The 25,443-nt window shown below is 68.3% G+C and carries 24 protein-coding genes; 5 read left to right on the top strand and 19 right to left on the bottom strand.

What is annotated here, in order from left to right; genetic code table 11:
• Nucleotides 1–10 precede the first annotated feature (10 nt).
• From BLS50_RS14405 to BLS50_RS14360, 10 genes are all read right to left on the bottom strand, one after another.
• Entirely contained in the window at nucleotides 11–787 is a 777-nt protein-coding gene (locus tag BLS50_RS14405) for an MBL fold metallo-hydrolase (RefSeq protein WP_011549482.1), read from the bottom strand.
• Nucleotides 788–791: 4 nt separating this feature from the next.
• Complete coding sequence (gene bamC / locus BLS50_RS14400; RefSeq protein ID WP_006478417.1) at nucleotides 792–1,937, bottom strand: outer membrane protein assembly factor BamC; 1,146 nt, start codon at nucleotides 1,935–1,937, stop codon at nucleotides 792–794.
• A 111-nt stretch (nucleotides 1,938–2,048) separates the two neighbouring features.
• Entirely contained in the window at nucleotides 2,049–2,951 is a 903-nt protein-coding gene (gene dapA, locus BLS50_RS14395; protein ID WP_012328805.1) for a 4-hydroxy-tetrahydrodipicolinate synthase, read from the bottom strand.
• Between the two features lie 46 nt (nucleotides 2,952–2,997).
• On the bottom strand, nucleotides 2,998–3,600 hold the full coding sequence (locus BLS50_RS14390; RefSeq protein ID WP_006478415.1) for a class I SAM-dependent methyltransferase: 603 nt from the start codon (nucleotides 3,598–3,600) through the stop codon (nucleotides 2,998–3,000).
• Nucleotides 3,601–3,608: 8 nt separating this feature from the next.
• Nucleotides 3,609–4,811 carry a tryptophan--tRNA ligase gene (locus BLS50_RS14385; protein WP_006487046.1) on the bottom strand — a complete coding sequence of 401 codons (1,203 nt, stop codon included), beginning with the start codon at nucleotides 4,809–4,811 and terminating at the stop codon, nucleotides 3,609–3,611.
• An 8-nt stretch (nucleotides 4,812–4,819) separates the two neighbouring features.
• On the bottom strand, nucleotides 4,820–5,482 hold the full coding sequence (locus BLS50_RS14380; protein ID WP_011549479.1) for a site-2 protease family protein: 663 nt from the start codon (nucleotides 5,480–5,482) through the stop codon (nucleotides 4,820–4,822).
• Nucleotides 5,483–5,529: 47 nt separating this feature from the next.
• On the bottom strand, nucleotides 5,530–6,162 hold the full coding sequence (locus BLS50_RS14375) for an L-threonylcarbamoyladenylate synthase (protein WP_006487045.1): 633 nt from the start codon (nucleotides 6,160–6,162) through the stop codon (nucleotides 5,530–5,532).
• Nucleotides 6,163–6,234: 72 nt separating this feature from the next.
• On the bottom strand, nucleotides 6,235–7,065 hold the full coding sequence (locus tag BLS50_RS14370; RefSeq protein ID WP_027805809.1) for a 3',5'-nucleoside bisphosphate phosphatase: 831 nt from the start codon (nucleotides 7,063–7,065) through the stop codon (nucleotides 6,235–6,237).
• A gap of 80 nt (nucleotides 7,066–7,145) precedes the next feature.
• Nucleotides 7,146–8,036 carry an alpha/beta fold hydrolase gene (locus tag BLS50_RS14365; RefSeq protein ID WP_006478412.1) on the bottom strand — a complete coding sequence of 297 codons (891 nt, stop codon included), beginning with the start codon at nucleotides 8,034–8,036 and terminating at the stop codon, nucleotides 7,146–7,148.
• Nucleotides 8,037–8,209: 173 nt separating this feature from the next.
• On the bottom strand, nucleotides 8,210–9,070 hold the full coding sequence (locus BLS50_RS14360) for a ferritin-like domain-containing protein (protein WP_176934202.1): 861 nt from the start codon (nucleotides 9,068–9,070) through the stop codon (nucleotides 8,210–8,212).
• 143 nt (nucleotides 9,071–9,213) lie between these two features.
• Here BLS50_RS14360 and BLS50_RS14355 point away from each other — a divergent pair, with 143 nt between their 5' ends.
• The 3 genes from BLS50_RS14355 (at nucleotide 9,214) to BLS50_RS14345 (ending at nucleotide 11,223) form a co-directional block, all read left to right on the top strand.
• The gene (locus BLS50_RS14355; protein ID WP_006478410.1) at nucleotides 9,214–9,738 is read left to right on the top strand and encodes a gamma carbonic anhydrase family protein; all 525 of its coding nucleotides are present in this window, start codon (nucleotides 9,214–9,216) and stop codon (nucleotides 9,736–9,738) included.
• A gap of 30 nt (nucleotides 9,739–9,768) precedes the next feature.
• A complete protein-coding gene (gene hslO, locus BLS50_RS14350) occupies nucleotides 9,769–10,719 on the top strand; it encodes an Hsp33 family molecular chaperone HslO (protein ID WP_012328811.1) in 951 nt (316 codons plus the stop codon).
• Between the two features lie 138 nt (nucleotides 10,720–10,857).
• A complete protein-coding gene (locus BLS50_RS14345; protein WP_074802814.1) occupies nucleotides 10,858–11,223 on the top strand; it encodes a hypothetical protein in 366 nt (121 codons plus the stop codon).
• Between the two features lie 89 nt (nucleotides 11,224–11,312).
• On the opposite strand, the gene ftsB is transcribed toward BLS50_RS14345, so the two are convergent.
• From ftsB to BLS50_RS14300, 9 genes are all read right to left on the bottom strand, one after another.
• Complete coding sequence (gene ftsB, locus BLS50_RS14340) at nucleotides 11,313–11,738, bottom strand: cell division protein FtsB (protein ID WP_011549473.1); 426 nt, start codon at nucleotides 11,736–11,738, stop codon at nucleotides 11,313–11,315.
• An 81-nt stretch (nucleotides 11,739–11,819) separates the two neighbouring features.
• Nucleotides 11,820–13,103 (bottom strand): phosphopyruvate hydratase, encoded by a 1,284-nt coding sequence (gene eno, locus BLS50_RS14335; protein WP_006478406.1) that lies wholly within the window; start codon nucleotides 13,101–13,103, stop codon nucleotides 11,820–11,822.
• Between the two features lie 106 nt (nucleotides 13,104–13,209).
• Nucleotides 13,210–14,064, bottom strand: coding sequence for a 3-deoxy-8-phosphooctulonate synthase (gene kdsA, locus BLS50_RS14330; protein WP_006478405.1), 855 nt, complete (start codon nucleotides 14,062–14,064; stop codon nucleotides 13,210–13,212).
• Nucleotides 14,061–15,719 (bottom strand): CTP synthase, encoded by a 1,659-nt coding sequence (locus BLS50_RS14325; RefSeq protein ID WP_006478404.1) that lies wholly within the window; start codon nucleotides 15,717–15,719, stop codon nucleotides 14,061–14,063. The genes kdsA and BLS50_RS14325 overlap by 4 nt, the downstream gene beginning before the upstream one ends.
• Nucleotides 15,720–15,910: 191 nt before the next feature.
• The gene (locus tag BLS50_RS14320) at nucleotides 15,911–16,756 is read right to left on the bottom strand and encodes an alpha/beta fold hydrolase (RefSeq protein WP_074802485.1); all 846 of its coding nucleotides are present in this window, start codon (nucleotides 16,754–16,756) and stop codon (nucleotides 15,911–15,913) included.
• Between the two features lie 190 nt (nucleotides 16,757–16,946).
• On the bottom strand, nucleotides 16,947–19,436 hold the full coding sequence (locus tag BLS50_RS14315; RefSeq protein ID WP_074802484.1) for a DNA internalization-related competence protein ComEC/Rec2: 2,490 nt from the start codon (nucleotides 19,434–19,436) through the stop codon (nucleotides 16,947–16,949).
• A 56-nt stretch (nucleotides 19,437–19,492) separates the two neighbouring features.
• On the bottom strand, nucleotides 19,493–20,281 hold the full coding sequence (locus tag BLS50_RS14310) for a TatD family hydrolase (protein ID WP_074802483.1): 789 nt from the start codon (nucleotides 20,279–20,281) through the stop codon (nucleotides 19,493–19,495).
• A 66-nt stretch (nucleotides 20,282–20,347) separates the two neighbouring features.
• Nucleotides 20,348–21,043 carry a lipoprotein-releasing ABC transporter ATP-binding protein LolD gene (gene lolD / locus BLS50_RS14305; RefSeq protein WP_034174517.1) on the bottom strand — a complete coding sequence of 232 codons (696 nt, stop codon included), beginning with the start codon at nucleotides 21,041–21,043 and terminating at the stop codon, nucleotides 20,348–20,350.
• A 58-nt stretch (nucleotides 21,044–21,101) separates the two neighbouring features.
• Nucleotides 21,102–22,355 (bottom strand): lipoprotein-releasing ABC transporter permease subunit, encoded by a 1,254-nt coding sequence (locus tag BLS50_RS14300; protein ID WP_074802482.1) that lies wholly within the window; start codon nucleotides 22,353–22,355, stop codon nucleotides 21,102–21,104.
• A gap of 149 nt (nucleotides 22,356–22,504) precedes the next feature.
• Between BLS50_RS14300 and BLS50_RS14295 the strand changes: the two genes are divergently transcribed.
• Both BLS50_RS14295 and recJ read left to right on the top strand, forming a co-directional pair.
• Nucleotides 22,505–23,581, top strand: a complete 1,077-nt coding sequence (locus BLS50_RS14295; RefSeq protein WP_074802481.1) for a regulator — start codon at nucleotides 22,505–22,507, stop codon at nucleotides 23,579–23,581.
• A gap of 14 nt (nucleotides 23,582–23,595) precedes the next feature.
• Nucleotides 23,596–25,293 carry a single-stranded-DNA-specific exonuclease RecJ gene (gene recJ, locus BLS50_RS14290; protein WP_011694323.1) on the top strand — a complete coding sequence of 566 codons (1,698 nt, stop codon included), beginning with the start codon at nucleotides 23,596–23,598 and terminating at the stop codon, nucleotides 25,291–25,293.
• Nucleotides 25,294–25,443: the final 150 nt, after the last annotated feature.

The following is a 25,443-nucleotide window of genomic DNA, read 5'->3' as shown; positions in this document are numbered from 1 at the left end:
CCTGCTCCGCTCATCCGAGCATCAGCCAGTCGAAGCCCGCGTCCTGCGAGGCCACGACCACATCTTCGCCGTCCGTCCCGAGTACGCCGCCAAACGCCTGGCGGGCCAGTTCCGGCAGATTGTTCTGCTGGCTCAGATGGGCCGCGACCAGGTGCTGGAGACGGCTGCGTTCCAGCGACGCGAGGATGTCGGCCGCGGCGGCGTTGCTCAGATGGCCGTGGTTGCCGCCGATCCGCGCCTTCAGCGACTGCGGATAGCGGCTGGCGGCCAGCATCGCGGTATCGTGGTTGGATTCGAGCACCAGCGCGTCACAGCCGCTCAGGACGGCCGTGATGTGCGGCGTGGCCATCCCGACGTCCGTCAACACGCCGAGCCGGCGGTTTCCGTCCATGAAGACGAACTGGAGCGGTTCCCGCGCGTCGTGGGGAACCGTATAGGGCATCACGGCGAGATCGCCTATCGCGGCCGTCTCGTCGCCCCACAGCACGTGGAGATCGACATCGGCCTCGTCCGCGCCGACCGCGCGCGCGGTGCCCCAGCTCATGTAGAGCGGCAACGACGCGCGGCGCGCAAGCGTCAGCGCGCTGCCGACGTGGTCGCTGTGTTCGTGGGTGATGAGGATCGCATCGAGATCGGCGATGCAGAGATTCAGTCGGCCGAGCCGGCGCTCGACCTCCTTGGCAGAAAAGCCGCAGTCGAGCAGCACGCGGGTGGTCGTCGTGCCGCTGGAGGCCTCGACGACCAGCGCGTTGCCTTCGCTGCCGCTTCCGAGGCTGGCGAATCGCACGCGCTCAGTTCAGCTGCGCGTGCAGCAGCGAAATGAGCCGCTGCGCGTCCGACGAGTTGTCGACCTGGCCGTTCGCGCCGACCACCGCGACCTGCGTGCCGCCGTTGCCCTGCGCGCGCACGTTGATCAGGTATTCCTTGCCCGGCTTGGCCGCCGACGGGCCGCCGTAGAACAGCTTGCCGAACAGGCCGTCACGCTTGAGCTCTTCCATCGAATTCGCATAGCGCACGGTGTACATGCCCTTCTCGCGGTCGCGATTGTCGACCGTGAAGTTGGTCCGGTCGAGCGCCAGGCCCACGCGCAGCCATGCGCGGTCGAACGACTCGGCCAGTTGCAGCGTCGCGGCGCCGCCGCTCGTGTCGCTGACCTGCGCCGGCGCCGTCGCGGGGCGCGCATCGGTCAGCAACTGCTTCGCCTGCGCGTCGGTCAGGCCGAACTTCTGCATCAGCTTCGACAGGAACACGGCTTCGAGCACCGGGTTGCGCGGACGCTCCTCCCAGCGCGACGACGTGCCGCCCTGCGGGCCGACCATCATTTCTTCCATCGCGCTGTGCGTGATCGAGATGTCGGTGTTGCCGTCGGACGTACGGTTCACGAGCGTGCGGAAGCGGTCGCGCGTGCCCGACGAATAGGCGAAATCGATGACCCGGCCGATCGTGCGGCGGAACCAGTCGTCCGGAATGTTCGCGCGGTTTTCGGCCCAGTCGGTGGCCATGATGCCCGTCGACGGCGCATCGGTCTTCAGCGAGAAGCCGTTCTCCTGCCAGAATTCCTTCAGGATCGGCCACAGCTGCTCGGGCGTCCGGCCGTCGACGACGAGCCAGCGGCGATCGCCGTCGCGCTCGATGTGCATGCCGAGCGGATCCTGCGCGCTCGGGATGCCGTCGGTCGCATTGCCGGCCTGCGTCGTGGCCCGCGGCGGCAGCGTGCCGAGCCCGGCGTTGGTCGGCGGCGCGACGAACTGCTGCGTCGTCTGCACCGGCTTCAGGTCGCTCGGCACCGCGAGCGGCGGCGCCGAGCCGGTGTTCTTGTAATTGACCCGGTCAGGGGCAAGGTAGTCGTTCAGCGTATCGCAGCCAGCGAGCGCGCCCAGCGCCAGCGCCACCACCGACAACTGGATGGCGCGAGAGGAAAAGGCGAAACGTTTCATGAAATCCTTCGTCTTGCTAGAACGCTCGTCAGGAGCGGCGCCGGACGGAGCCGGCCGGTGCGGGTTGATCAGGGGTCGAGCCGGCGGCCGCAGGACGCGGCCGCCTCGGCATCAGAGGACGCCGGCCTCGACGAGGGCCGAACGCACGGCATCGTGGCAGCGCTCGTCGAGCGCCGTGAGCGGCAGCCGGATGCCGCCCTGCATCTTGCCCATCGTCTGCAGCGCCCACTTCACCGGGATCGGATTCGCTTCGATGAACAGGTTCTTGTGCAGCGACAGCAGTTTCATGTGCAGCGCGCGGGCCGTCTGCACGTCGCCGGCCAGCGCCGCGCGGCACAGCTCGCTCATCGCGCGCGGCGCGACGTTCGCGGTCACCGAGATGTTGCCGTGGCCGCCGAGCAGCATCAGCGCGATCGCGGTCGGATCGTCGCCGCTGTAGATCGCGAAATGCTTCGGCGCGGCCTTGATCAGGTGCGCGGCGCGATCGATGTTGCCGGTCGCTTCCTTCACGCCGATGATGCCCGGGACTTCCGCGAGGCGCAGCGTCGTCTCGTGCGTCATGTCCGCGACCGTCCGGCCCGGCACGTTGTACAGGATCACCGGCAGGTCGACCGCTTCGGCGATCGTCCGGAAGTGGCGGTACATGCCTTCCTGCGTCGGCTTGTTGTAGTACGGCACGACCTGCAGCGTCGCGTCCGCGCCGACGGCTTTCGCGTGCTTCGTCAGCTCGATCGCCTCGGCGGTCGAATTGCCGCCCGCGCCCGCGATGATCGGGATGCGTTTCGCCGCATGCTCGACCGCCGTGCGGATCATCAGGATGTGCTCTTCGACGCTGAGCGTTGCCGACTCGCCGCTCGTACCGACGACGACGAGCGCATCGGTGCCTTCCGCGATGTGCCAGTCGACCAGTTTGCGAAACGCCGGCAGGTCGAGACTGCCGTCTTCGAGCATCGGGGTGACGATCGCGGGGATGCTGCCGCGGATTTGAATGCCGTCTTGGGTGCCGTTAGCCATGAAACGCGATTGATTGTGTACCGGTAAACGTTGAGATTGTAGCGGATTAGCCGGGCAGTTCGTAACGTGGAATTCCCGCCCCCGCCTTCGGGGTCGCGCCCTCGCGCACTGCGCAGAGGCGCTGGACGAATGCCTCGCGCGGCGCGGCCACGAAACCGTCCTCGTACGCGACCACCCGCAGGCGGCCGTGCACCGCGTCCAGCAACTCGCCCGGGGCGAGCAGGAACGCGGGGTTGGACGGTTTTCCGACCGTTTCGTTTCCTTGCGCGAAAGTTTCGTAAATCAGCACGCCGCCCGGCGCCACGGCATCGAGCAGATGGGGCCAGAGCGGGCGATGCAGGTAATTCGTGACGATCACGGCCGCAAACCGCTCGCCGGCCGGCAGCGGCCATGGCGCGCCTTCGAGATCGGCCGCGCGGGCGTCGACGCCGGGAATCGCGCGCAACGCGGCCAGCGCGGCCGGATCACGGTCGAGCGCGACGACCGGATGCCCGCGCGACGCGAACCAGCCCGCGTGGCGGCCGCCGCCCGCGGCGACGTCCAGCACCGCCCCGCCGGCCGGCACGAGCCGCGCCCATTGCGCGACCCAGCGCGACGGCTCGGCCTGGCCGACGTGGCCACCTGCGGCGGCGATGACGGATTCGCTCATGCGCCGGATCAGTTGTACGACAGGCCCATCGCGTCGCGCACGTCGCGCATCGTTTCCGTCGCGTACTTGCGCGCCTTGTCGCAGCCGTCCGCGACGATCGCGCGCAGCAGCGACGGATCGTCCATGTACTTCTGCGCGCGCTCGAGCATCGGCTGCTGTTCGCGCAGGATGCCTTCGACGACCGGCTGCTTGCAGTCGAGGCACCCGATGCCCGCCGAGCGGCAGCCCTTCTGCACCCATTCGTGCGTCGCTTCGTCCGTGTAGACCTGGTGAAGCTGCCACACCGGGCACTTGTCGGGATCGCCCGGATCGGTGCGGCGCACGCGTGCGGGATCGGTCGGCATCGTGCGGACCTTCTTCGTGATCGTCTCGGCGTCTTCACGCAGGCCGATCGTGTTGCCGTACGACTTGGACATCTTCTGCCCGTCGAGGCCCGGCATCCGCGACGCTTCGGTCAGCAGCGCCTGCGGCTCGACCAGGATGATCTTGCGCGCACCTTCGAGATAGCCGAACAGGCGCTCGCGGTCGCTCATCGACAGGCTTTGCGATTCCTGCAGCATCGCGCGCGCCTGTTCGAGCGCCTCGTCGTCGCCTTCCTGCTGATACGCGTTGCGCAGCTCGTGATAGAGCTTCGCGCGCTTGCCGCCGAGCTTCTTCGCGGCTTCGAGCGCCTTCTCCTCGAAACCGGGCTCGCGGCCGTACAGGTAGTTGAAGCGGCGCGCGATCTCGCGCGTCATCTCGACGTGCGGCACCTGATCCTCGCCGACCGGCACCAGCGAGCCGCGATACAGCAGGATGTCGGCGGCCATCAGCACCGGGTAGCCGAGGAAGCCGTAGGTGGACAGGTCCTTGTCCTTCAGCTTCTCCATCTGCTCCTTGTAGGTCGGCACGCGTTCGAGCCAGCCGAGCGGCGTGCTCATGCCGAGCAGCAGCGCGAGTTCCGCGTGCTCGGGCACCTTGCTCTGGATGAACAGCGTCGCCTGCGCCGGATCGATGCCGGACGCGAGCCAGTCGATCAGCACGTCCCACACGTTCTTCTCGATGACCTCGGGCGTCTCGTAGTGCGTCGTCAGCGCATGCCAGTCGACGACGCAGAAGAAGCACGGGTACTCGGATTGCAGCTTCACCCAGTTTTTCAGCACGCCGTGGTAATGACCGAGGTGCAGCGACCCGGTGGGTCGCATGCCGGAGAAAATACGTTCTGGGAACATGATTGTCGTTAGAAAAGCGAGGCGAAGGGAGACAAGATGGCGCTCAGGACGGCGTAGCCGACATTGACGAGCGGACGCAGCCAGAAGTTCGTCAGCACGCCCGTCGTGACGAGCACGAGGACGATGATGAAACCGTACGGCTCGATGCGCGACAGCGCGATCGATTGTCGGGTCGGCAGTAGCGCCGCCAGGATGCGGCCGCCGTCGAGCGGCGGCAGCGGGAACAGGTTCAGCACGCCGAGCACGAGGTTCGCGCTGACGCCGGCGAACGCCATCCGCGTGAAGAACGGCTCGTCGACGCCGACGGCCGGCAGCACGAGGGTCAGCAGGCCCCAGACGAGCGCCTGCACGAAGTTGCAGGCCGGGCCCGCGAGCGCGACCCACAGGCTGCCCCAGCGCGGATTGCGCAGGTTGCCGAACGACACCGGCACTGGCTTCGCATAGCCGAACAGGAATGCGCCGCCGGTCAGGAAGTACATCGCGAGCGGAATCGCGATCGTGCCGAGCGGATCGATGTGGCGCATCGGATTGAACGACACGCGCCCCATCGCGTAGGCGGTGTTGTCGCCGAGCAGGCGCGCGGCGTAGCCATGCGCGGCCTCGTGCAGCGTGATCGCGAAGATCACGGGCAGCGCGTAAACGGCGATGGTCTGTATCAGGGAAGCATCCATATCGCGTTATTGTAACAAGCGCACTCGCGCAAAAATGACACCGCGGGTCATGCGGCCGAGAGTCCGAACGGTTCGAGCGCGCCGCGCCCCGCACGGATGAGTTCGGGCGCATCGCCGGTCAGGTCGATCACCGTCGACGGTTCGCGCGGGCACGCGCCGCCGTCGATCACGAGGTCGACCTGTTTCTCGAGCCGCGTGCGGATTTCCTCGGGATCGTTCAGTGGTTCGTCGTCCGGCGGTAGGATCAGCGTCGTGCCGAGCAGCGGCTGGCCGAGCGACTCCAGCAGCGCGAGCGTGATCGCGTGATCCGGCACGCGCAGCCCGATCGTCTTGCGCGACGGGTGCGACAGCCGGCGCGGCACTTCCTTCGTCGCCTGCAGGATGAACACGTACGGGCCCGGCGTCACCGACTTGATCTGCCGGTACTGGCGGTTGTCGACCATCGCGAAGTTGGCGAGCTCCGACAGGTCGCGCACGAGCAGCGACAGGTGCTGCTTCTCGTCGAGGCCGCGAATCCGCCGCACGCGCTCGACCGCATCCTTGTCGTCGAGATGGCACGCGAGCGCATAGCTCGAATCGGTCGGCATCGCGATCACGCCGCCCTTGCTGACGATCTCCACCGCCTGCTTGATCAGGCGCGGCTGCGGATTATCCGGATGAATCCTGAAGAACTGGGACATGGGGACACGTAAAGAGGGAGAAGTCGGATGTGCGCATCAACGGCAACGCGGGCGGGCCGAAGCCGCCCGGCGTCAGAGCCAGCGCTCCCAGACCGGTGTCAGGTCGGGCGGCAACGGTGGCAGGCTGCCGAGCTCGATGCGGCCCTCGCCCGGTGCGTGGAAATCCGAGCCGCGCGACACTTCGAAGCCGAAGCGGCGCGCAACGTCCGCGTATTCGCGGTACTGGTCGGGCGTATGGCTGCCCGTGATGACCTCGATCGCGCGGCCGCCGAGATCGATGAACTCGCCGAAGAACGCGTCGAATTCGACCGGCGTATAGCGATAGCGGCCCGGATGCGCGACCACCGCTTCGCCGCCGGCCGCGCGAATCCAGCCAACCGCGTCGGACAGGGACGCCCAGCGATGCGGGACGAAGCCGGGCTTGCCGTCGCCGAGCAGGCGATCGAATACGTCCGACGTCGATTCAGCGTGGCCGTTCTCGACGAGAAAACGCGCGAAGTGCGTGCGCGAGATCAGGTCGGGATTCGATACGTATTTGAGTGCACCTTCGTACGCGCCGGGGATGCCAAGCGTCGCGAGTTGCTCCGCGATCGCCACCGCGCGCGCCGCACGGCCGTGGCGCGTGCGATACAGGCCGTCGACCAGCGCCGGATGGGCGGGATCGATGTTCAGACCGACGATGTGCACGGTGCGCGATGCCCACGTGACCGAAATCTCGACGCCGCTCAGGTAGCGCATGCCGAGCGCTTCCGCCTCGCTGCGCGCCGCCGCCTGGCCGCCGATCTCGTCATGGTCGGTCAGCGCCCACAGGGTCACCCCGCCCGCATGCGCGCGGCGCGCGACGTCGGCAGGCGACAGCAACCCGTCGGAAACATTGGAATGGCAGTGGAGATCGGCGTTCATTGTCGGCATGGCAGGTAAGGCCTCATTCTACTGCAACGCGGCAATTGCGCCGCCCGCCTGCCTGCCGCGGCGCCACGCGCCTACGCGCAGAACGCCTCGATCAACGCCGCGATCTGCTCGGGCTGGTCGTGATGCACCATGTGGCCGGCATCCTCGATGAGCTTCTCGCGCCAGTCGGGGAACGCGTTGAAGCGCGCCTTGAATTCGGGCAGCGGGATGTCGCCGGCCAGGTGCGCGAGCGTCGGAGAATTGACGGCCTCGACGTGCAGCACCTTTGCGCGCACCTGCTTCCAGGTCGCCATCACTTCGTCGAGCCGGTACAGCAGCGGGCCCGGCATCTTGTGCGCCGGATCGGCCAGCAGGTGGTAGAGGCCGTCATCGCCGCGTTTCGACCAGTGCGCGGCCAGAAACGCGGCGCGGCGCGGATCGAGCCGCGGATTGGTCTTGATCAGGCGCGCCGCCACGTCGTCGAGGGATGCGTATGGCCGCAACGCGGGCGGCTCGCGCAGCTCGTCGAGCCAGCCGCGCAGCCGGCGCGGCGCCTGTTCGGCGCGGGCCGGCGCGAGCCCGAACCCTTCGAGATCGACCACGCGGCGCACGCGTTCCGGCCGGGCGCCGGCATACAGGCACACGACGTTCGCGCCCATGCTGTGTCCGACCAGGTTGACCTCGCCGGTCGGCGCGTAGCGGTCGACGAGCGCATCGAGGTCGCCCAGGTATTCGTGGAACCAGTAGTGGCCGCCGCCCTGCCGCGCGACCGGCCAGTCGGACAGCCCGAAGCCGCGCGCATCGGGCGCGATCACCTGCCAGTCGCCCGCGAGCGCATCGACGACGAACTGGAACGACGCCGCGACGTCCATCCAGCCGTGCAGCATGAACAGCGTCGGCGCATCGGGCCGGCCCCAGCGCCGCACATGCAGCTGGACGCCGCGCACCGTGACGAAATCGGAAACAGAACTCGAGGCACTCATCGCAGCCGCCAAAAAAAGAATGGTCGTTCGATTATAGCGGCGACACCCCGGTTCAGGCGGCCGGCAATCGAGGTAGCGCTCTAGCGGCGAGGTCGTACGGCGCCAGGCGGAAAGAGGCTGTCGATTGGGCGCGCAAGCAGGCGGCCCACCGGACGCAGCCGCACGCGAGCTGGCTAATGCGCGGTGCGCCCGTCCGCCGCGTCCTGCGCGGCCAGTTCGTCGAGTTCGGCCTGCTCGAAGCCGGCATCGCGGCGCGCATCGAAATTGAACGGGCCGCGCAGCCGCGGCGCGTGGTATTGCTCGGCGAGCTGCCGATAGGTCGGCACGGGGTCACGGCCGGCTGCGTCGCACAGATGGCGGAACCAGCGGTTGCCGATCGCGACATGGCCGATTTCGTCGCGCAGGATCACGTCGAGGATCGCGGCCGACGCGTCGTCGCCCGCCTGCACGAGTCGCGCGCGGATCGGCGGCGAGGCGTCCAGCCCGCGCGCCTCGAGCGTGCGCGGCACGAGCGCCATGCGCGCGAGCACATCGTCCTTGGTCCGCTCGCACATCTCCCATAGCCCGTTATGCGCGGGAAAATCGCCGTACGCATGCCCGAAGCCGTCGGCGAGCCGGTCGGACAGCAGCGTGAAGTGATAGGCCTCCTCGGCCGCGACCTTCAGCCAGTCCGCATAGAACGCGTCGGGCATGTCCGCGAAGCGCCAGACCGCGTCGAGCGCCAGGTTGATCGCGTTGAACTCGATATGGGCGAGCGCGTGCAGCAGCACGGCGCGCCCTTCGGGCGATCGCATGCTGCGCCGCTGCAGCTCGCGCGGCTCGACCAGCAGGGGCCGCGCCGGGCGCCCCGGCAGACCGGCCGGTTCGCGCAATTGGAGCGCCGGCGCGATCGCCGCCTGCCCGGCGCGCAGCGCATCGTGCAGCGCGCGCACCCGCGCGGCCTTGGCCGCCGGCTCGGCAATACGCAGCGCATCGAGTGCCACGCTGCGCACACAGGCCTGCGGCTGGTCGAAAGAAGAAGACTCCATGCTCATAAACGGGGACACCTTGCGTACGCATCGCGGGAGCATCGGCACGCGACGGTTTACAATATGCGTTTGTTCCGCGGCGCCAGGCGCCGGGCAAACCGGACGCGCCATTCTACCGGCGCCCATCATTGAAGAGACAAGGAGACTCCGTGACGATCTACAAGCTGGGCGAGACGGCCCCGACGATCCACGAAAGCGTATTCGTCGCCGATACGGCGGCCATCATCGGCAAGGTCGTGCTCGAGGAAAACGCGAGCGTGTGGTTCGGCGCGACGATTCGCGGCGACAACGAGACGATCACGGTCGGCGCCGGCAGCAACGTCCAGGAAGGCGCGGTCCTGCATACCGACCCCGGCTTTCCGCTGACGATTGCCGAGAACGTGACGATCGGGCACCAGGCGATGCTGCACGGCTGCACGATCGGCGAAGGTTCGCTGATCGGGATTCAGGCGGTGGTCTTGAATGGAGCGGTCATTGGCCGCAACTGTCTGGTGGGTGCCGGCGCGGTCGTGACGGAAGGCAAGACGTTCCCGGACAACTCGCTGATTCTCGGTGCACCGGCGAAAGTCGTGCGCGAGCTGTCGGCCGAAGACGTCGCGCGGCTGCGCGCGAACGCGAAGACGTATGTCGAGCGACGCGCGCATTTCAAGGAGCAACTCGTGCGGATCGGGTGATTCGATTCGTACGGATTTCAAGGAAGAAGAGTGAGCGACCAGTTACAGAAATTCATGTTCAATGCGGCGCCCGTGCGCGGCGAGATCGTTTCGCTGCGCAACACGTGGCAGGAAGTGCTCGCCCGCCGCGACTACCCTGCCCCGGTGCGCACGGTGCTCGGCGAGATGATGGCCGCGTGCGCGCTGCTGTCCGCGAACCTGAAATTTCACGGCACCCTGATCATGCAGATCTTCGGCGACGGGCCGGTCCAGATGCTGGTCGTCCAGTGCGGGTCCGATCTGTCGATGCGGGCCACCGCGAAGTTCTCCGGCGACGCCGCGCAGACGATCAGCGACGACACGAGTTTCGCGTCGCTCGTCAACGCGAGCGGCCACGGCCGCTGCGTGATCACGCTCGATCCGGCCGACAAGCTGCCGGGCCAGCAGCCGTATCAAGGCATCGTGCCGCTGAACGGCGTCGACGGCCCGCTCGAATCCGTGTCGCAGGTGCTCGAGCACTACATGCATCACTCGGAGCAGCTCGACACGCGGCTGTGGCTCGCAGCCGATCGCGACCGCGCGGTCGGCATGCTGCTGCAGAAGCTGCCGGGCGACGGCGGCATCGTGCCGCGCAACGCCGAAACCGATATCGACACGTGGGAGCGCGTGTGCACGCTCGGCGGCACGCTGTCCGCGAAGGAACTGCTCGAAGTCGAACCGGAAGTCGTGTTCCGCCGGCTGTTCTGGCAGGAAAACGTGCAGCACTTCGAACCGGCCGGCACGCGCTTCCAGTGTTCGTGCTCGCGCGAGAAGGTCGGTGCGATGCTACGCATGCTCGGTCGTGAAGAAGTCGACAGCGTGATCGTCGAGCGCGGCCACGTCGAGATCCACTGCGAGTTCTGCAACCAGCGCTACGAATTCGATCCGGTCGACGTCGCGCAACTGTTTGCCGCACCCGGTGTCGAAACCGGCATCGCGCCCGCGACCGACCAGCGTCACTGAGCCATGCGCCCGTGCCCGCCACCGGCGCGGCACGGGCGCATAATGACGCACGAGCGCCGCACGCGCGGCTCAGGCGCCCAAGGCCCGGCCTTCGGCGCAAGCCGCTTTCCCACGGTCGGCGCGCTGCAGGAGAAACACATGAATCGCCCTCACCCCTTGCTCACCATCCGCACCGTCGTCCTGACGGGCATGGCCGTCGGCACGCTCGCGCTGGCCGGCTGCGCGATGCCGCCGCCGACTTCCACGATCCTGAGCCGCCTGCCCGAACCGGGCGCGTCGGGCGGCCAGCCACCCGTGTTGTCGAGCGCCGAACGCAAGCGCTACGACGAGATCGACCAGCAGGTGCTGCGCGAACAGAACAGCGCGATAGCAGCCGAAGCGGCCGCGCGCGCGTGGGCGTATTACTCGCCGCCGCCCGTGACGGTCTACGGCGGGTACTACGGCGGATGGGGCAATCGCTGGGGCACGGGCGTCAGCTACGGCTACCCGGGCTGGTGGTGGTGAGCGGGCGTCGCCCGATCGATTGACGACTGGCAGGAAATAAAAAAGCGCGGCATTTCCCGCGCTTTTTCAATGGATTCGACGTACCGCGCTCAGTGATGCGCCGGCTTGCCCTTGTCGCCGCCGTGATGGCGCGACGGCTTCGCGATCGACTGCGGATTCGGCACGACCCGCACCGGCGCGGCCGAAACCGCGCCGCGCGTCGACGTATTCGATGGCGTGGTGTTCACCGGCCCTGCCGGCGCATTCGGCGACACGAACTGCACGAATACTTCGCCGTCCTTCACCATGCCCATCTCGTAGCGCGCACGCTCCTCGATCGCCGCGGTGCCGCTCTGCAGATCCTGCACTTCGCCCGCGGTGCGCTCGTTGCGCAGCTTCTCGTCCGCGTTCTTCTGAAGCTGGTCGTCGAGCTGCTGACGCAATTCGTGCACCCGCAGCCAGCCGCCGTGTCCCCACCATAGGGGGTACTGAATGAGCGCCAGCAAGGCAATCAGGACGACAGTGACAAGCCGCATGTAAGAGACGCAGATATAAGAAGCGCCGCTCCGCGCACAGGCACAGAGCGGCGTCGAGATGACGAACCCGATAGTAGCGCGTTAGCGCAGGTTATAGAAAGCCGATTTGCCCGGGTAGCTTGCGATGTCGCCGAGATCTTCCTCGATGCGCAGCAGCTGGTTGTACTTCGAGATGCGGTCGCTGCGCGACAGCGAACCCGTCTTGATCTGACCGGCGTTCAGGCCGACCGCGATGTCCGCGATCGTCGAATCTTCCGTTTCGCCCGAGCGGTGCGAGATCACGGCCGTGTAACCCGCGCGCTTCGCCATTTCGATCGCCGCGAACGTTTCGGTCAGCGTACCGATCTGGTTGATCTTGATGAGGATCGAGTTCGCGATGCCCTTCTCGATGCCTTCCTTCAGGATGCGCGTGTTCGTGACGAACAGGTCGTCGCCGACCAACTGCACCTTCTTGCCGAGGCGGTCGGTCAGCAGCTTCCAGCCGTCCCAGTCGCTTTCGTGCATGCCGTCCTCGATCGACACGATCGGGAACTTGTCGGCGAGCGTCGCGAGGTAGTCGGTGAATTCGGCCGACGACAGTTGCAGGCCTTCGCCGGCGAGCTGGTACTTGCCGTCGTGGTAGAACTCGGATGCCGCGCAGTCGAGTGCGAGCAGCACGTCTTCGCCCGCACGGTAGCCGGCCTTCTCGATCGCCTGCAGGATCGTCGACAGGCACTCGTCGTTGCTGCCGAAGTTCGGTGCGAAACCGCCTTCGTCGCCGACGGCCGTGCTCATGCCGCGGTCGCTCAGGATCTTCTTCAGCGCGTGGAACACTTCCGCGCCGCAACGCAGCGCTTCACGGAACGTCGGCTGGCTGACCGGAACGATCATGAATTCCTGGATGTCCAGGCTGTTGTTCGCGTGCGCGCCGCCGTTGACGATGTTCATCATCGGCACCGGCAGTTGCATCGCACCCGAACCGCCGAAGTAGCGGTACAGCGGCAGGCCGGCCTCTTCGGCGGCGGCCTTCGCGACGGCCATCGACACGGCCAGCATCGCGTTCGCGCCCAGGCGCGACTTGTTGTCGGTGCCGTCCAGCTCGAGCAGCGTCTTGTCGAGGAACGCCTGTTCCGACGCGTCGAGGCCCATGATGGCTTCGGAGATTTCGGTGTTGATGTGCTCGACTGCCTTCAGCACGCCCTTGCCGTTGTAGCGGCCGGCTTCGCCGTCGCGCAGTTCGATCGCTTCACGCGAGCCGGTGGACGCGCCCGACGGCACCGCCGCGCGGCCCATCGTGCCCGATTCGAGCAGCACGTCGCATTCGACGGTGGGGTTGCCGCGCGAATCCAGAATCTCGCGGCCGATGATATCTACGATTGCACTCATGGGTTTCCTCTGAGAATGACGATGGATTCTTCAAACTGCGACGGCGTGCGTGCCGGAACCGCTTTCGCTACAGACGCGCGAAGCCGTCGCAAGGTTCATTCGATCTTTAATTGAAATCGTTTTCCAGGAACGGATTGCGCTTCACCGCCTGGTCGAGCGTGACGAGGGTCTCCAGCAACGCGCCCATCCGGTTCAGCGGTACCGCGTTCGGGCCGTCCGACTTCGCCTCGGCCGGATTCGGATGCGTTTCCATGAAGAGGCCCGCGACGCCCGTCGCGACCGCCGCACGGGCGAGCACCGGCACGAATTCGCGCTGGCCGCCCGAGCTGGTGCCCTGCCCGCCCGGCAACTGCACCGAGTGGGTCGCATCGAACACGACCGGTGCGTTCGTCTCGCGCATGATCGCGAGCGAACGCATGTCCGACACGAGGTTGTTGTAGCCGAACGAGACGCCGCGCTCGCACGCCATGAAGCGGTCTTCCGACAGCCCCGCCTCACGCGCCGCGTCGCGCGCCTTGTCGATCACGTTCTTCATGTCGTGCGGCGCGAGGAACTGGCCCTTCTTGATGTTGACGGGCTTGCCCGAGCGCGCGCACGCATGGATGAAGTCGGTCTGGCGGCACAGGAACGCCGGCGTCTGCAGCACGTCGACGACCGACGCGACCTGCTCGATCTCGTCGATCGAATGCACGTCGGTCAGCACCGGCAGGCCGAGCTGACGCTTCACCTCGCCAAGAATCCGCAGCCCCTCGTCCATTCCGAGGCCGCGAAACGACTTGCCCGAGCTGCGGTTCGCCTTGTCGTAGGACGACTTGTAGATGAACGGAACGTTCAGCTTCTCGCAGATCTCCTTCAGGCGGCCCGCCGTGTCGATCGTCATTTGCTCCGATTCGACGACGCAGGTACCCGCGATCAGGAAGAAAGGCTGGTCGAGACCGACCTCGAAATCGCACAGCTTCATGCTTGCACTCCGCGCGCTTGCTTGTTGGCAAGCGCCGCTTCGACGAACGACTTGAACAGAGGATGACCGTCACGCGGCGTGGACGTGAATTCCGGGTGGAACTGGACGCCGACGAACCACGGGTGCATCGAACGCGGCAGCTCCATCATTTCCGGCAGATCCTCGCTCGGGGTACGGGCGCTGATGATAAGGCCGCCGGCTTCGAGCTGGGGCACGAAGCGGTTATTGACTTCATAACGGTGGCGATGGCGCTCGTTCACGTCCTTGCCGTAGATTTCTTCCGCCATCGTGCCCGGCTTGATCGGGCAGCGTTGCGAACCCAGGCGCATCGTGCCGCCGAGGTCGGATTCCTCGGTGCGCGTCTCGACCTTGCCTTCGCGGTCGTACCATTCGGTGATCAGCGCGACCACGCGCTCCGGCGTGTCCGGATCGAATTCCGTGCTGTTCGCCTGCTTCAGGCCGACGACGTCGCGCGCGAATTCGATCACCGCGAGCTGCATGCCGAGGCAGATGCCGAGGTACGGCACCTTCGACTCGCGCGCGTAGCGAACCGCGGCGATCTTGCCTTCCGTGCCGCGACGGCCGAAACCGCCCGGCACCAGCACGGCGTCGAGATGCTTCAGGCTGTCGACGCCGTTGGTCTCGAGCTCTTCCGAGTCGATGTACTCGATGTTGACCTTGGTCGACGTGTGGATCGACGCATGGCGCAGCGCCTCGATCAGCGACTTGTACGACTCGGTCAGGTCGACGTACTTGCCGACCATGCCGATCGTCACTTCCTGCTTCGGGTTCTCGAGCTTCTCGACGAGCGCCGACCACATGCTCAGGTCGGCGTCCTTCGGCGACAGCTTCAGCTCTTCGCAGATGATCCGGTCGAGGCCCTGGTCGTGCAGCATCTGCGGAATCTTGTAGATGCTGTCGGCGTCCCACACCGAGATCACGGCGTCTTCGGGCACATTCGAGAACATCGAGATCTTCTTCGATTCGTCGTCGGGGATGCGGCGATCCGCACGGCACAGCAGCACGTGCGGCAGGATGCCGATCTCGCGCAGCTTCTGCACGCTGTGCTGGGTCGGCTTCGTCTTCAGCTCGCCGGCCGTCGCGACGTACGGCACGAGCGTCAGGTGCACGAAGCACGCGCTGTTGCGGCCGAGGCGCAGGCTCATCTGGCGCGCGGCCTCGAGGAACGGCAGCGACTCGATGTCGCCGACCGTGCCACCGATCTCGACGATCGCGACGTCCGGCTCGCCGCAGGTGGCCGATGCGGCCCCGCGCTCGATGAACGCCTGGATTTCGTTCGTGATGTGCGGAATGACCTGCACGGTCTTGCCGAGATAGTCGCCGCGGCGTTCCTTGCGGATCACCGATTCGTAGATCTGGCCGGTCGTGAAGTTGTTGGCCTTGCGCATCTTCGTGCTGATGAAGCGCTCGTAGTGGCCGAGGTCGAGGTCGGTCTCCGCTCCGTCTTCCGTCACGAACACTTCGCCGTGTTGAAACGGGCTCATCGTGCCGGGGTCGACGTTGATGTAGGGATCAAGCTTGAGGAGGGTGACTTTCAGACCGCGCGATTCGAGGATCGCGGCGAGGGAAGCGGCGGCAATGCCCTTGCCAAGGGAAGAAACTACGCCGCCGGTGACGAAAACATATTTGGTCATCGCTGGATGCTCGCGGGAAAAACGGATTATACCGTAAAGCCCGCCCTTCTCTCAGCAATTGGCGTGATGATCGCGCCCCGTTCGGGCCGACCCGTGCCGACCCGCGCCGGCCGTGCGCGCCGGTACGAACCGGCCGGCCGGTCGGCGCCGCACGCATGCGCCGGCGGGCGTTCCAGCCGCCCGGCGAAACGTCAGGCGCGCTTCGCGAGCGGCGCGCCGGCCTGCGAAACGCCGCCCTCTTCCGCCTTCAGCGAATTCAGCATCCGCTGCAATGCGCGGGCGGTCTCGATCGGCCGCTCCATCGGGAACAGGTGGCTGCCCTCGAGCCATTCGATGCGCCCCCGCGTCGCGCGGCGCGTCGCATCGAGCCCGACCTGCCGCACCTCGCGCGAGCGCGTGCCCGCGAGAAAGCCGAGCGGCACCGGCGCGCCGTGCGCGAGCCGCGGGCCGAGCGTGTGCGGCAGCGTCCGGTAGATCAGGTATTCGACCTGCCGGTCGAACGCGAGCGCGCGCTCGCCGTCGGCGCCGGCCTGCGGAATCCCGTAGTCGATATAGTCGGCCAGCATCCGTTCGTCCCAGCGCGCGAACGCAGGCTTCTCGCGGAAGTGCCGCCAGACTTCGTCGCGGCTCATCCAGCGGGTGCGCCGGTTGCGCGTCGCCGCGGCCGGCGACAGCCGCTCGTCGAGCCCCGCCCACTGGCTCGCGCGCAGCGCGCCGGCACGCCAGCCCGCGATGATCGGCGAATCGATCATCACGACGCCGCGCACCCACTGCGGCTTCTTCAGCGCGGCCATCAGCGACAGGTAGCCGCCGAGCGAATGACCGACCAGCCAGACCGGACGCTCGTAGCGGCTGCCGATGTCGTCGAGCAGTTGCTCGACGAGATGCGGCCAGTCGCGCGTCACCGGGTAGCGGCGGTCGTGGCCGATCCGTTCGATGTAGCGCAGCTCGTAGTCGTCGGCCAGTTCGGCGAAGATCGTCCGGTACGTCGACGCCGGGAAGCCGTTCGCATGCGAGAAGTGGAGGATGTCCTTCAAACGCCGATGTCTCCTTTGTCGGCGGGAGTTACTGCTTCAGCACTTACTCCCACCCCATGCTTCGCGGTCGACCGGCGTTGGCGCTTTGGCTCTCACGCCAGTCCCATGCTTCGTATTCTGTCGGAACCGTGCCTCGGCACGGCACGCCGGCCCCGGGCTTTCCATCCCGATACGGCGGCCTTCGCCGCGCTCACCGGTCCATCCAGTACCTGCGCCGTTCGTCGCGATAGCGCGCGAAGGCAAACCCGCCGCCGGCCGGCGCGACGTCGAATCGCACGGCGCCGTCGCGATCGGTGCGCGGCAGCGGAATCCCGCGCGCCTCGTAGCGGGCCAGCACGGTCCGGTGCGGATGCCCGAAACGATTGCGATAGCCTACAGGAAATACCGCGACGCGCGGCCCGACCGAATCGAGGAAAGGCTCGACCGACGACGTGCGGCTGCCGTGGTGCGGAACGATCAGGATCTGCGCGGCCAGTGCGTCGCGCGCGTCATTCACGAGCCGCCGTTCGCCGCGCGCATCGATGTCGCCCGTCAGCAGCGCGGACGTGCCATCCGCATCGATGCGCAACACGCACGACTGCCCGTTCGACGACCCCGTGCCCACCCCGCCCGGCGGCCACAGCATCGTGAAGGCGACACCATCCCAGGTCCAGCGCTGCCCGGCCGCGCAGGGCAGCCGGTCGGCCACGCCCGCGGCTGCCGCGTCGCGCCACAGCCGGCTCTTCGGCGCAATGCCGGCCAGCAGCTGGCGCACGTCGGCGGCCGCATAGACGGCCGGTGCGCCGCCCGCGTGATCGGCGTCCGCATGACTGAGCACGAGCGAATCGATCGTCGCGATGCCGCGCGCCCGCAACGCCGGCGCGACGATCCGCGTACCGGCATGGGACGACTCCGCCCCCGGCCCAGCATCGAACAGCAAGGTCCGCCGCGCGGTTTCGACCAGCACCGCCGCGCCCTGCCCGACGTCGAGCACGGTCATCCGGAAGCCGCCGGGCGGCGGCGCATCGGGCGCCGGCGCGACCAGCGGCAGCCACGTGAGCGGCGCTGCCCAGCGCAACGGCCAGCCGCGCGGCATCAGCGCCCACGCGACGCCAACGCATGCGAGCGCCAGCACCGGCCAGTCGGGCATGCGCAGCCAGAACACGCCGGCCGGCCAGTCGGCCAGGTGCCCGAGCAGCGTCATCATCGGCGCGAGCGCCGCATGCGCAAGCCGGAAGGCCGCCGCATCGAGCGGCGGCGGCAACGCGATGCCGGCCAGCACGACCGGCGTCACGACCGAGCTGACCCACGGAATCGCGAACGCATTGCCGAACGGGCCCGACAGGGAAACCTGCGCGAACCACGCGGCGGTGAGCGGCGCGAGCCCGATCGTCACCGCGTACTGCACGCGCGTCGCCTCGGCGAGGCGGCGCCGGCCGCGCGTCGCCCACCCGCGCAACCGGCTCCGCAGGCCGGTCGTGCCGCCTTCCGCACCCGCTTCATCGATATCGTCGACCTCGCGCACCGGGCGCCAGCCGGCAATGGCCAGCAGGATCACGGCGACCGCGCCGAACGACAGCCAGAACCCGGCCGACAGCACGGCCCACGGATCGGCGAGCAGCACGCCGCCGAGCGCCGCGCACAGCACCGCGGACGTCGGCACGCTGCGGCCGGCCAGATACGCGACGCCGCCGCCCGCGATCATCCACCACGCGCGCTGCGCCGGCACGTTGAAACCGGCGAGCGCGGCGTAGCCCGCGGCGGCAACCAGCGCCGCAAGCGCGGCCGCGTACGGCGCCGGCACCACGAGCGTCGCGGCCCGCGCGCGCCAGCGCACGCGGCGCCAGACCATCGACACGAGCCAACCGGCGATCGCGCCGACCAGCCCGACATGGAGACCGGAAATCGCGACCAGATGGCTCGTGCCCGTATTGCGCAGGACGCGCCAGTCGTCGTCGCCGATGCCCGACTGGTCGCCGATCGCCAGCGCGGCGACGATGCCGCGGTGCGCTGCATCGGCACCGAGCACGTCACCGATGCGTGCGCGCAGCGTGTCGCGCACCCGATCGATCGATGCACGCCATCCGGATGCGCGCGCATCGAGCAATACCGCCCGGCGCGGCGCACTGACATAGCCGATCGCACGAATGCCCGCGGCGAGCCACGCCGCCTCGCTGTCGCGCACGCCGGGATTGGCCTCGGCATGCGGACGCTTGAGACGCACGACGAAACGCCAGCGCTGGGCCGCCCGCAAATCGGGAAGCGTATCGCGTGTCGCGGCTGCGCCATACGCGCGCCACGACAACCGGATCAATGGCGGAAAACGGGTGAGCCCCGCATCGTTCGATTCGACCGAGAACAGCAGCCGCGCGCCCGTTTCATCGACGACGGGCAACCCGCGGATCACGCCCGTGACGACGATGTCGCGCCCTTCCCATTCCGCCGGCAGGCTGTCGCTCAAGCGCCATTCGGCTCGCGCGGCCGCATAGCCGAACCCCGCGACGCTGGCCGCGAGCGTCCACAGCATCCATCCGCATGCAACGACCGCACGCGTGCGCGGCCAGCGCACGCACCTCACACCGAGCGCCGCACAGCCCGCGAGCACGGCTGCTCCGGCCGTCCATGCGATCGCCCCCGGCAACGCCGCCTGCCGCTGCAGCACGACGACGCCGAGCGCGAACGCGATCCACCCCACGCGCATTCCGCCTCCTCGTCGACCCGGCGCCACCCCGCCAATACGGCGCCTTCCGGCAACGATTATGCGGACGAAAGTGCGAGTCGCGGCAGCGCGGCGAGCGCGTTAGCCGAAGTGCGTACGGCCAATTCGCCAGTATCGAGCCCGCGCAATTCGGCGAGCACGGCGCCGATGCGCGGCACCTGGTCGGGCGTATTGCGGGATTTGTATGCCCATTCGGGCGCGATGTCGGGCGCGTCGGTTTCGACGACGAGCGCGTCGAGCGGCAACTCGGTGGCGAGCCGGCGGATCTGCCGCGCACGCGCGAAGGTAACGTTGCCGCCGAAGCCGAGATGGAGGCCCTGCGCCAGATACGCTTCGGCCTGCTGGAAGCTGCCGTTGAACGCATGCGCGATGCCGCGCCGCACGCCGAAACGGCGCAGCCCGGCCAGCACGCGGTCCTGCGACTTGCGCACGTGACACAGCACCGGCAGGTCGAATTCCCGCGCCAGCCGGAGCTGGCCCTGGTAGAAGAATTGCTGCCGGTCTTCGTCGAGCCCCGGCACGAAATAGTCGAGCCCGATCTCGCCGATCGCGACGAAACGCGGATCGTCGAGGCTGGCCTCGATCTCCATGCGCAGCCGGTCGAGATCCTCGTCGCGCGCCTGCGGCGTATACATCGGATGGATACCGAGCGCGTACGCTGCGCCCGGCGTGCGCTGCGCGAGTTCGCGCACCGTCGTGAAGTTGTCGCGCCCGATGCTCGGGATCACGATGCGCGACACACCGGCCGCGTGCGCAGCCTGCGCAACCGCGTCGCGGTCGACGTCGAACTCGGCGGCATCGAGATGGCAGTGCGTGTCGATCCACATGGCAGCGGTCCTGCGTCGTTGCGCCGTGCCGCGACGAACCGGCGGCCGGCCAACGGCGTGGCTTTTTTACACCGGCAGCGCCGGCTCCTCGTGCAGCACCCCGTCGCGCAGCCGCATGATGCGGTCGCAACGCGCGGCGAGATCGGGGTCGTGCGTGACGATCACGAAACTCGTTTCGAGCGTCTCGGACAGTTCGAGCATTAGGTTGAACACCGTGTCGGCCGTCGTGCCGTCGAGGTTGCCGGTCGGCTCGTCGGCGAGCACGCACGCGGGCTTCGTGACCAGCGCACGCGCGATCGCGACGCGCTGCCGTTCGCCGCCCGACAGCTCGCCCGGCCGGTGCTTCGCCCGCGGGCCGAGACCGACGCGTTCGAGCATCGCCTGTGCCTGCTCGCGCGCGTCCTCGGTGGTCATCCGGCGGATGCGCAGCGGCATCGCGACGTTGTCGAGGGCGGTGAACTCGGGCAGCAGGTGGTGGAACTGGTAGACGAAGCCGAGCGCGCGGTTGCGCAGCTCGTTGCGCTCGCGTTCGGCGAGTTGCGTAAACGGCTTGCCGAGCAGCGATACTTCGCCGGCGCTCGGCTCGTCGAGGCCGCCCAGCACGTGCAGCAGCGTGCTCTTACCGGAGCCCGACGCGCCGACGACCGCGAGCTTCTCGCCGCGCCGCACCGTCAGCTCGGTGTTGTTGAGCACCTGCACGTTGAAGCCGCCCTGCACGAACGCTTTCGTGATCCCGCGCGCCTGAAGCACGTATTCCTGCATACCTGCCGAATCCTGTCTGTTGTGTTGTTGTCGTGAATCCGCGAATGCGGCCGCGCGGTCATTCATAGCGGAGCGCCTCCGCCGGCTTCACCTTCGCGCCGCGCCAGCTCGGATAGAGCGTCGCGACGGCCGACAGCGCGAACGCGATCAGCCCGATCCGGATCACGTCGCTCGCGACGAGTTCGGACGGCAGCTCGCTGATGAAATACACCGACGGCGGCAGGAACTGCACGCCGAACAGGTGCTCGATCATCGGGATCAGCCACGGGATGCTCCACGCGATCAGGCAGCCGAGCGCGACGCCGGACGCGGTGCCGACGAAGCCGATCGTCACGCCCTGCACGACGAAAATCTTCATGATCGAGCCCGGCTGCGCGCCGAGCGTGCGCAGGATCGCGATGTCCGCCTGCTTGTTGGTCACCGTCATCACGAGCGACGACACGAGGTTGAACGCGGCCACCGCGATGATCAGCGTGAGGATGATGAACATCATCCGCTTCTCGATCTGCACGGCCGAGAACCACGTCTTGTTCTGCTGGGTCCAGTCGCGAATGTACAGACTGCCCGACAGCGTATGCGACAGCTCGACCGCGACTTGCGGCGCCTTCTGCATGTCGGTGAGCCGCAGCCGCACGCCGGTCGGCGCGCTCATCCGGAACAGCGCCTCGGCGTCGCGGATGTTGATCATCGCGAGCGTGCTGTCGTATTCGTAGTGGCCCGATTCGAACACGCCGACCACCGTGAACTGCTTCAGGCGCGGCATCATGCCGGCCGGCGTGATCGAGCCTTCGGGCGCGACGAGCGTGACCTTGTCGCCGACCGTCACGCCGAGGTTGCCGGCGAGCGCGTCGCCGAGCACGATGCCGAACTGGCCCGGCACGAGCGCGCCGAGCTGGCCGGCCTTCATGTCCTTGCCGATGTCGGACACCTGCGGCTCGAGCGACGGCTCGACGCCGCGCAGCATCACGCCGCTCACCGCGTCCTGGCGCGTGAGCAGCGCCTGCGCGTCGACGTACGGCGCGGCGCCGATCACCGACGGATTGCGGCGCGCTTCCTTTGCGGTCAGTTGCCAGTCGGGCATCGACCCCGTCGGCGAGAACACCTCGACGTGCGCGAGCACCGACAGCATGCGGTCGCGCACTTCCTTCTGGAAGCCGTTCATCACTGACAGCACGACGATCAGCGCCGCGACGCCGAGCGCGATCCCGAGCATCGACACGAGCGCGATGAAGGAAATGAAGCCGTTGCCGGTCGTGCGTTTGCCGGCGCGCGTGTAGCGCCAGCCGATCTGCCATTCGTACGGAAGTTTCAAGCGAATCCTTTCTGCTGGTTACGGCGGGAGGCGCGCCGCGGCCGGACCGCCGCCGGGTGGCGGCCGGCAGCCCGGGCACGGTCGAAAAACGGCCGCCGGACGCGAACGGGCCGTCAGCCGGCCCGATCACGCGCGCAGTTTGCCATACAATGCGCACCATCATGCACGACCGACGCCTCCATTTTCTCGTTCCGTTCGCGCTGCCGTCGGCGGCCGATGCGGCCTCGTCCCTGCACACGCTGGACAGCCCCGCGCTCCAGAAGTTGCTCGCCCGCGCGAGCCTCGTCGAGCGCGTGGCCGGCGAGGACTTCCAGCGCACGCTGCCGCACGAGCGCTGGCTGGCCAGCCGGTTCGGCGCCACGCAGGGCAATGCCGCGGACGAGGCGCCGCTCGCGCCCTACATGCTGCTGGCCGACGGCGGCGACCCCAGCACGCACGCGTGGGCGTGCGTCGAGCCCGTGCACGTCGAAATCGCGCACGATCACCTGGTGCTCGTCGATCCGGCCGCCCTCGCGCTCGACGACGGCGACGCGGCCGCGCTGCTCGCGGTCGCACGACCGCTGATCGAGGAACTGGGCGTACGGCTCGAAGCGCCGAACCCGGCGCGCTGGTATCTGTCGAGCGAGCAGCTCGCGCGCCTCGCCGGCGCCGCGCCGCTGCGCGCCAGCGGCCGCAACATCGAGATCTGGCTGCCGCACGAGGCGCATACGGGCGAGCGCTCGCGGATGTGGATGAAACTGCAGAACGAAGTGCAGATGGCGTGGTTCCAGCATCCGGTCAACGAAGCCCGCGAGGCGCGTGGGCTGCCGGCCGTCAATTCGGTCTGGTTCCATGCGCAGGGCACGCTGAAGCCGGTCGGCAAGCCGTTCGCGCGCGTGCTGTCGGCGTCGCCCGCCGCGCTCGGCCTCGCGCGCGCCGCGCAAATCGAAGCCGGCAAGCCGCCTGCGACATTCGGCGCGCTGCCTGCCGCCGACGGCGCGACGCTCGTCGACCTGCCGGCGCTGACCACCCCGTTCATCGAGCAGGACTGGGCGCGCTGGCACGACGGGCTCGCCGCGCTCGAGCGCGACTGGTTCGCGCCGGCGCTCGCCGCGCTGCGGAACGGCGAACTGGCGAGCGTCGATGTCACGCTGTGCGGCGACACGAGCTCCGTGACGCTGCACGCGGCGCGCGGCGATCTGCGCAAGTTCTGGCGCCGCCGCGCGCTTGCCTCCCTGTTCGAATAACCAGCAGACCCCGAATGACCCGGATCGTTACCCGCCCCGTCGCGCCCGCCGACGCCGAAGCGCTTGCGCGCCACGGTCTGCACCCCGTCCTCGCGCGCCTGTACGCGTCGCGCGGCGTGCAGTCGCCCGTCGACATCGAGACCGCGCTCGCGCGCCTCGTGCCGCCCACCGAGCTGAAAGGCTGCGCCGATGCGGCGGTGCTGCTCGCCGACGCGATCGCCGACAAGCGGCGCCTGCTGGTCGTCGCCGACTACGACTGCGACGGCGCGACCGCCTGCGCGGTCGCGGTGCGCGGCCTGCGGATGTTCGGCGCGCAGATCGACTACCTGGTGCCGAACCGCTTCGAATACGGCTACGGCCTCACGCCCGAGATCGTCGAGCTCGCGGCCGCGCGCAAGCCCGACCTGCTGATCACCGTCGACAACGGGATCGCGAGCGTCGCCGGCGTCGAAGCCGCGAACGCGCGCGGCATCGACGTGCTCGTGACCGACCACCACCTGCCCGGCGACGCGCTGCCCGCCGCGCGCGCGATCGTCAACCCGAACCAGCCCGGCTGCGCATTCCCGAGCAAGCACCTCGCCGGCGTCGGCGTGATGTTCTACGTGCTGCTGGCGCTGCGCGCCGAGCTGCGCCGCCGCGGCGCGTTCGCGAGCAAGGAAGCCGAGCCGCGCCTCGACGGCCTGCTCGACCTCGTCGCGCTCGGCACCGTCGCCGACGTCGTGCGGCTCGACGGCAACAACCGCGTGCTGGTCGCGCAGGGGCTGCAGCGCATCCGCAACGGCCGCATGCAGCCGGGCATCGCCGCGCTGTTCCGCGCCGCCGCGCGCGAAGCGCGCACCGCGTCGGGCTTCGACCTCGGCTTCGGCCTCGGCCCGCGCCTGAACGCCGCCGGGCGGCTGTCCGACATGTCGCTCGGCATCGAATGCCTGATCACCGACGACATCGGCCGCGCGTGGGATCTCGCGCAACAGCTCGACGTGATGAACCGCGAGCGCCGCGAAATCGAGGCCGGCATGCAGCAGCAGGCGCTCGCCGATCTCGCCGACGTCGATCCGGCCGACGCGTGCACGATCACGCTGTTCAATCCCGCGTGGCACCAGGGCGTGATCGGCATCGTCGCCGGCCGGCTCAAGGAGAAATTCCACCGTCCGTCGTTCACGTTCGCGCACGCCGATGACGAAGGCCGACGGGTCAAGGGTTCCGGCCGATCGATCGCCGGCTTCCACCTGCGCGACGCGCTCGACCTCGTGTCGAAGCGCGAACCGGACCTGATCGTCGCGTTCGGCGGCCACGCGATGGCGGCCGGCCTCACGCTCGACACCGACAACGTGCCGCGCTTCGCGGCCGCGTTCGAGGCCGTCGCGCGCGAATGGCTGTCCGACGATGCGCTCGCCCGCGTGATCGAGACCGACGGCGAACTCGAGGACGCGTACTTCACGCCGCAGTTCGTCGGCCTGCTCGACGAAGCCGTGTGGGGGCAAGGCTTTCCGGCCCCGCTTTTCTCGGGCGAATTCGACGTCGTGTCGCAGTCGCTCGTGAAGGAAAAGCACCTGAAGCTGCAGCTGGCGCGCGGCCGCCAGCGCTTCAACGCGATCTGGTTCAACCACACCGAGCCGCTGCCGGCGAGCGCGCTGGTCGCGTACCGGCTCGTCGCCGACACGTGGAACGGCGTCACGCGCGTCCAGTTGATCGTCGAACACGCGGCCGGCTGAGCGGGCCGACCGCGCCGCGACGCGCCGCCGCACGCGTGCGCGCCGCGCCGGACGGGGCCGCCGACACGCGTGCGGGCACCGTTTGCGTCACCGGGCAACCCTCCCGATCAGCTATAATTCCGCTTTTTTACGAAGCCGGAACAGCGAACG

It is taken from the genome of Burkholderia orbicola, from assembly GCF_900100915.1.
GTDB classification, from domain to species: domain Bacteria; phylum Pseudomonadota; class Gammaproteobacteria; order Burkholderiales; family Burkholderiaceae; genus Burkholderia; species Burkholderia orbicola.
Note: the sequence above shows the minus strand (reverse complement) of the source record. Positions and strands in the feature narration are given on the sequence as shown.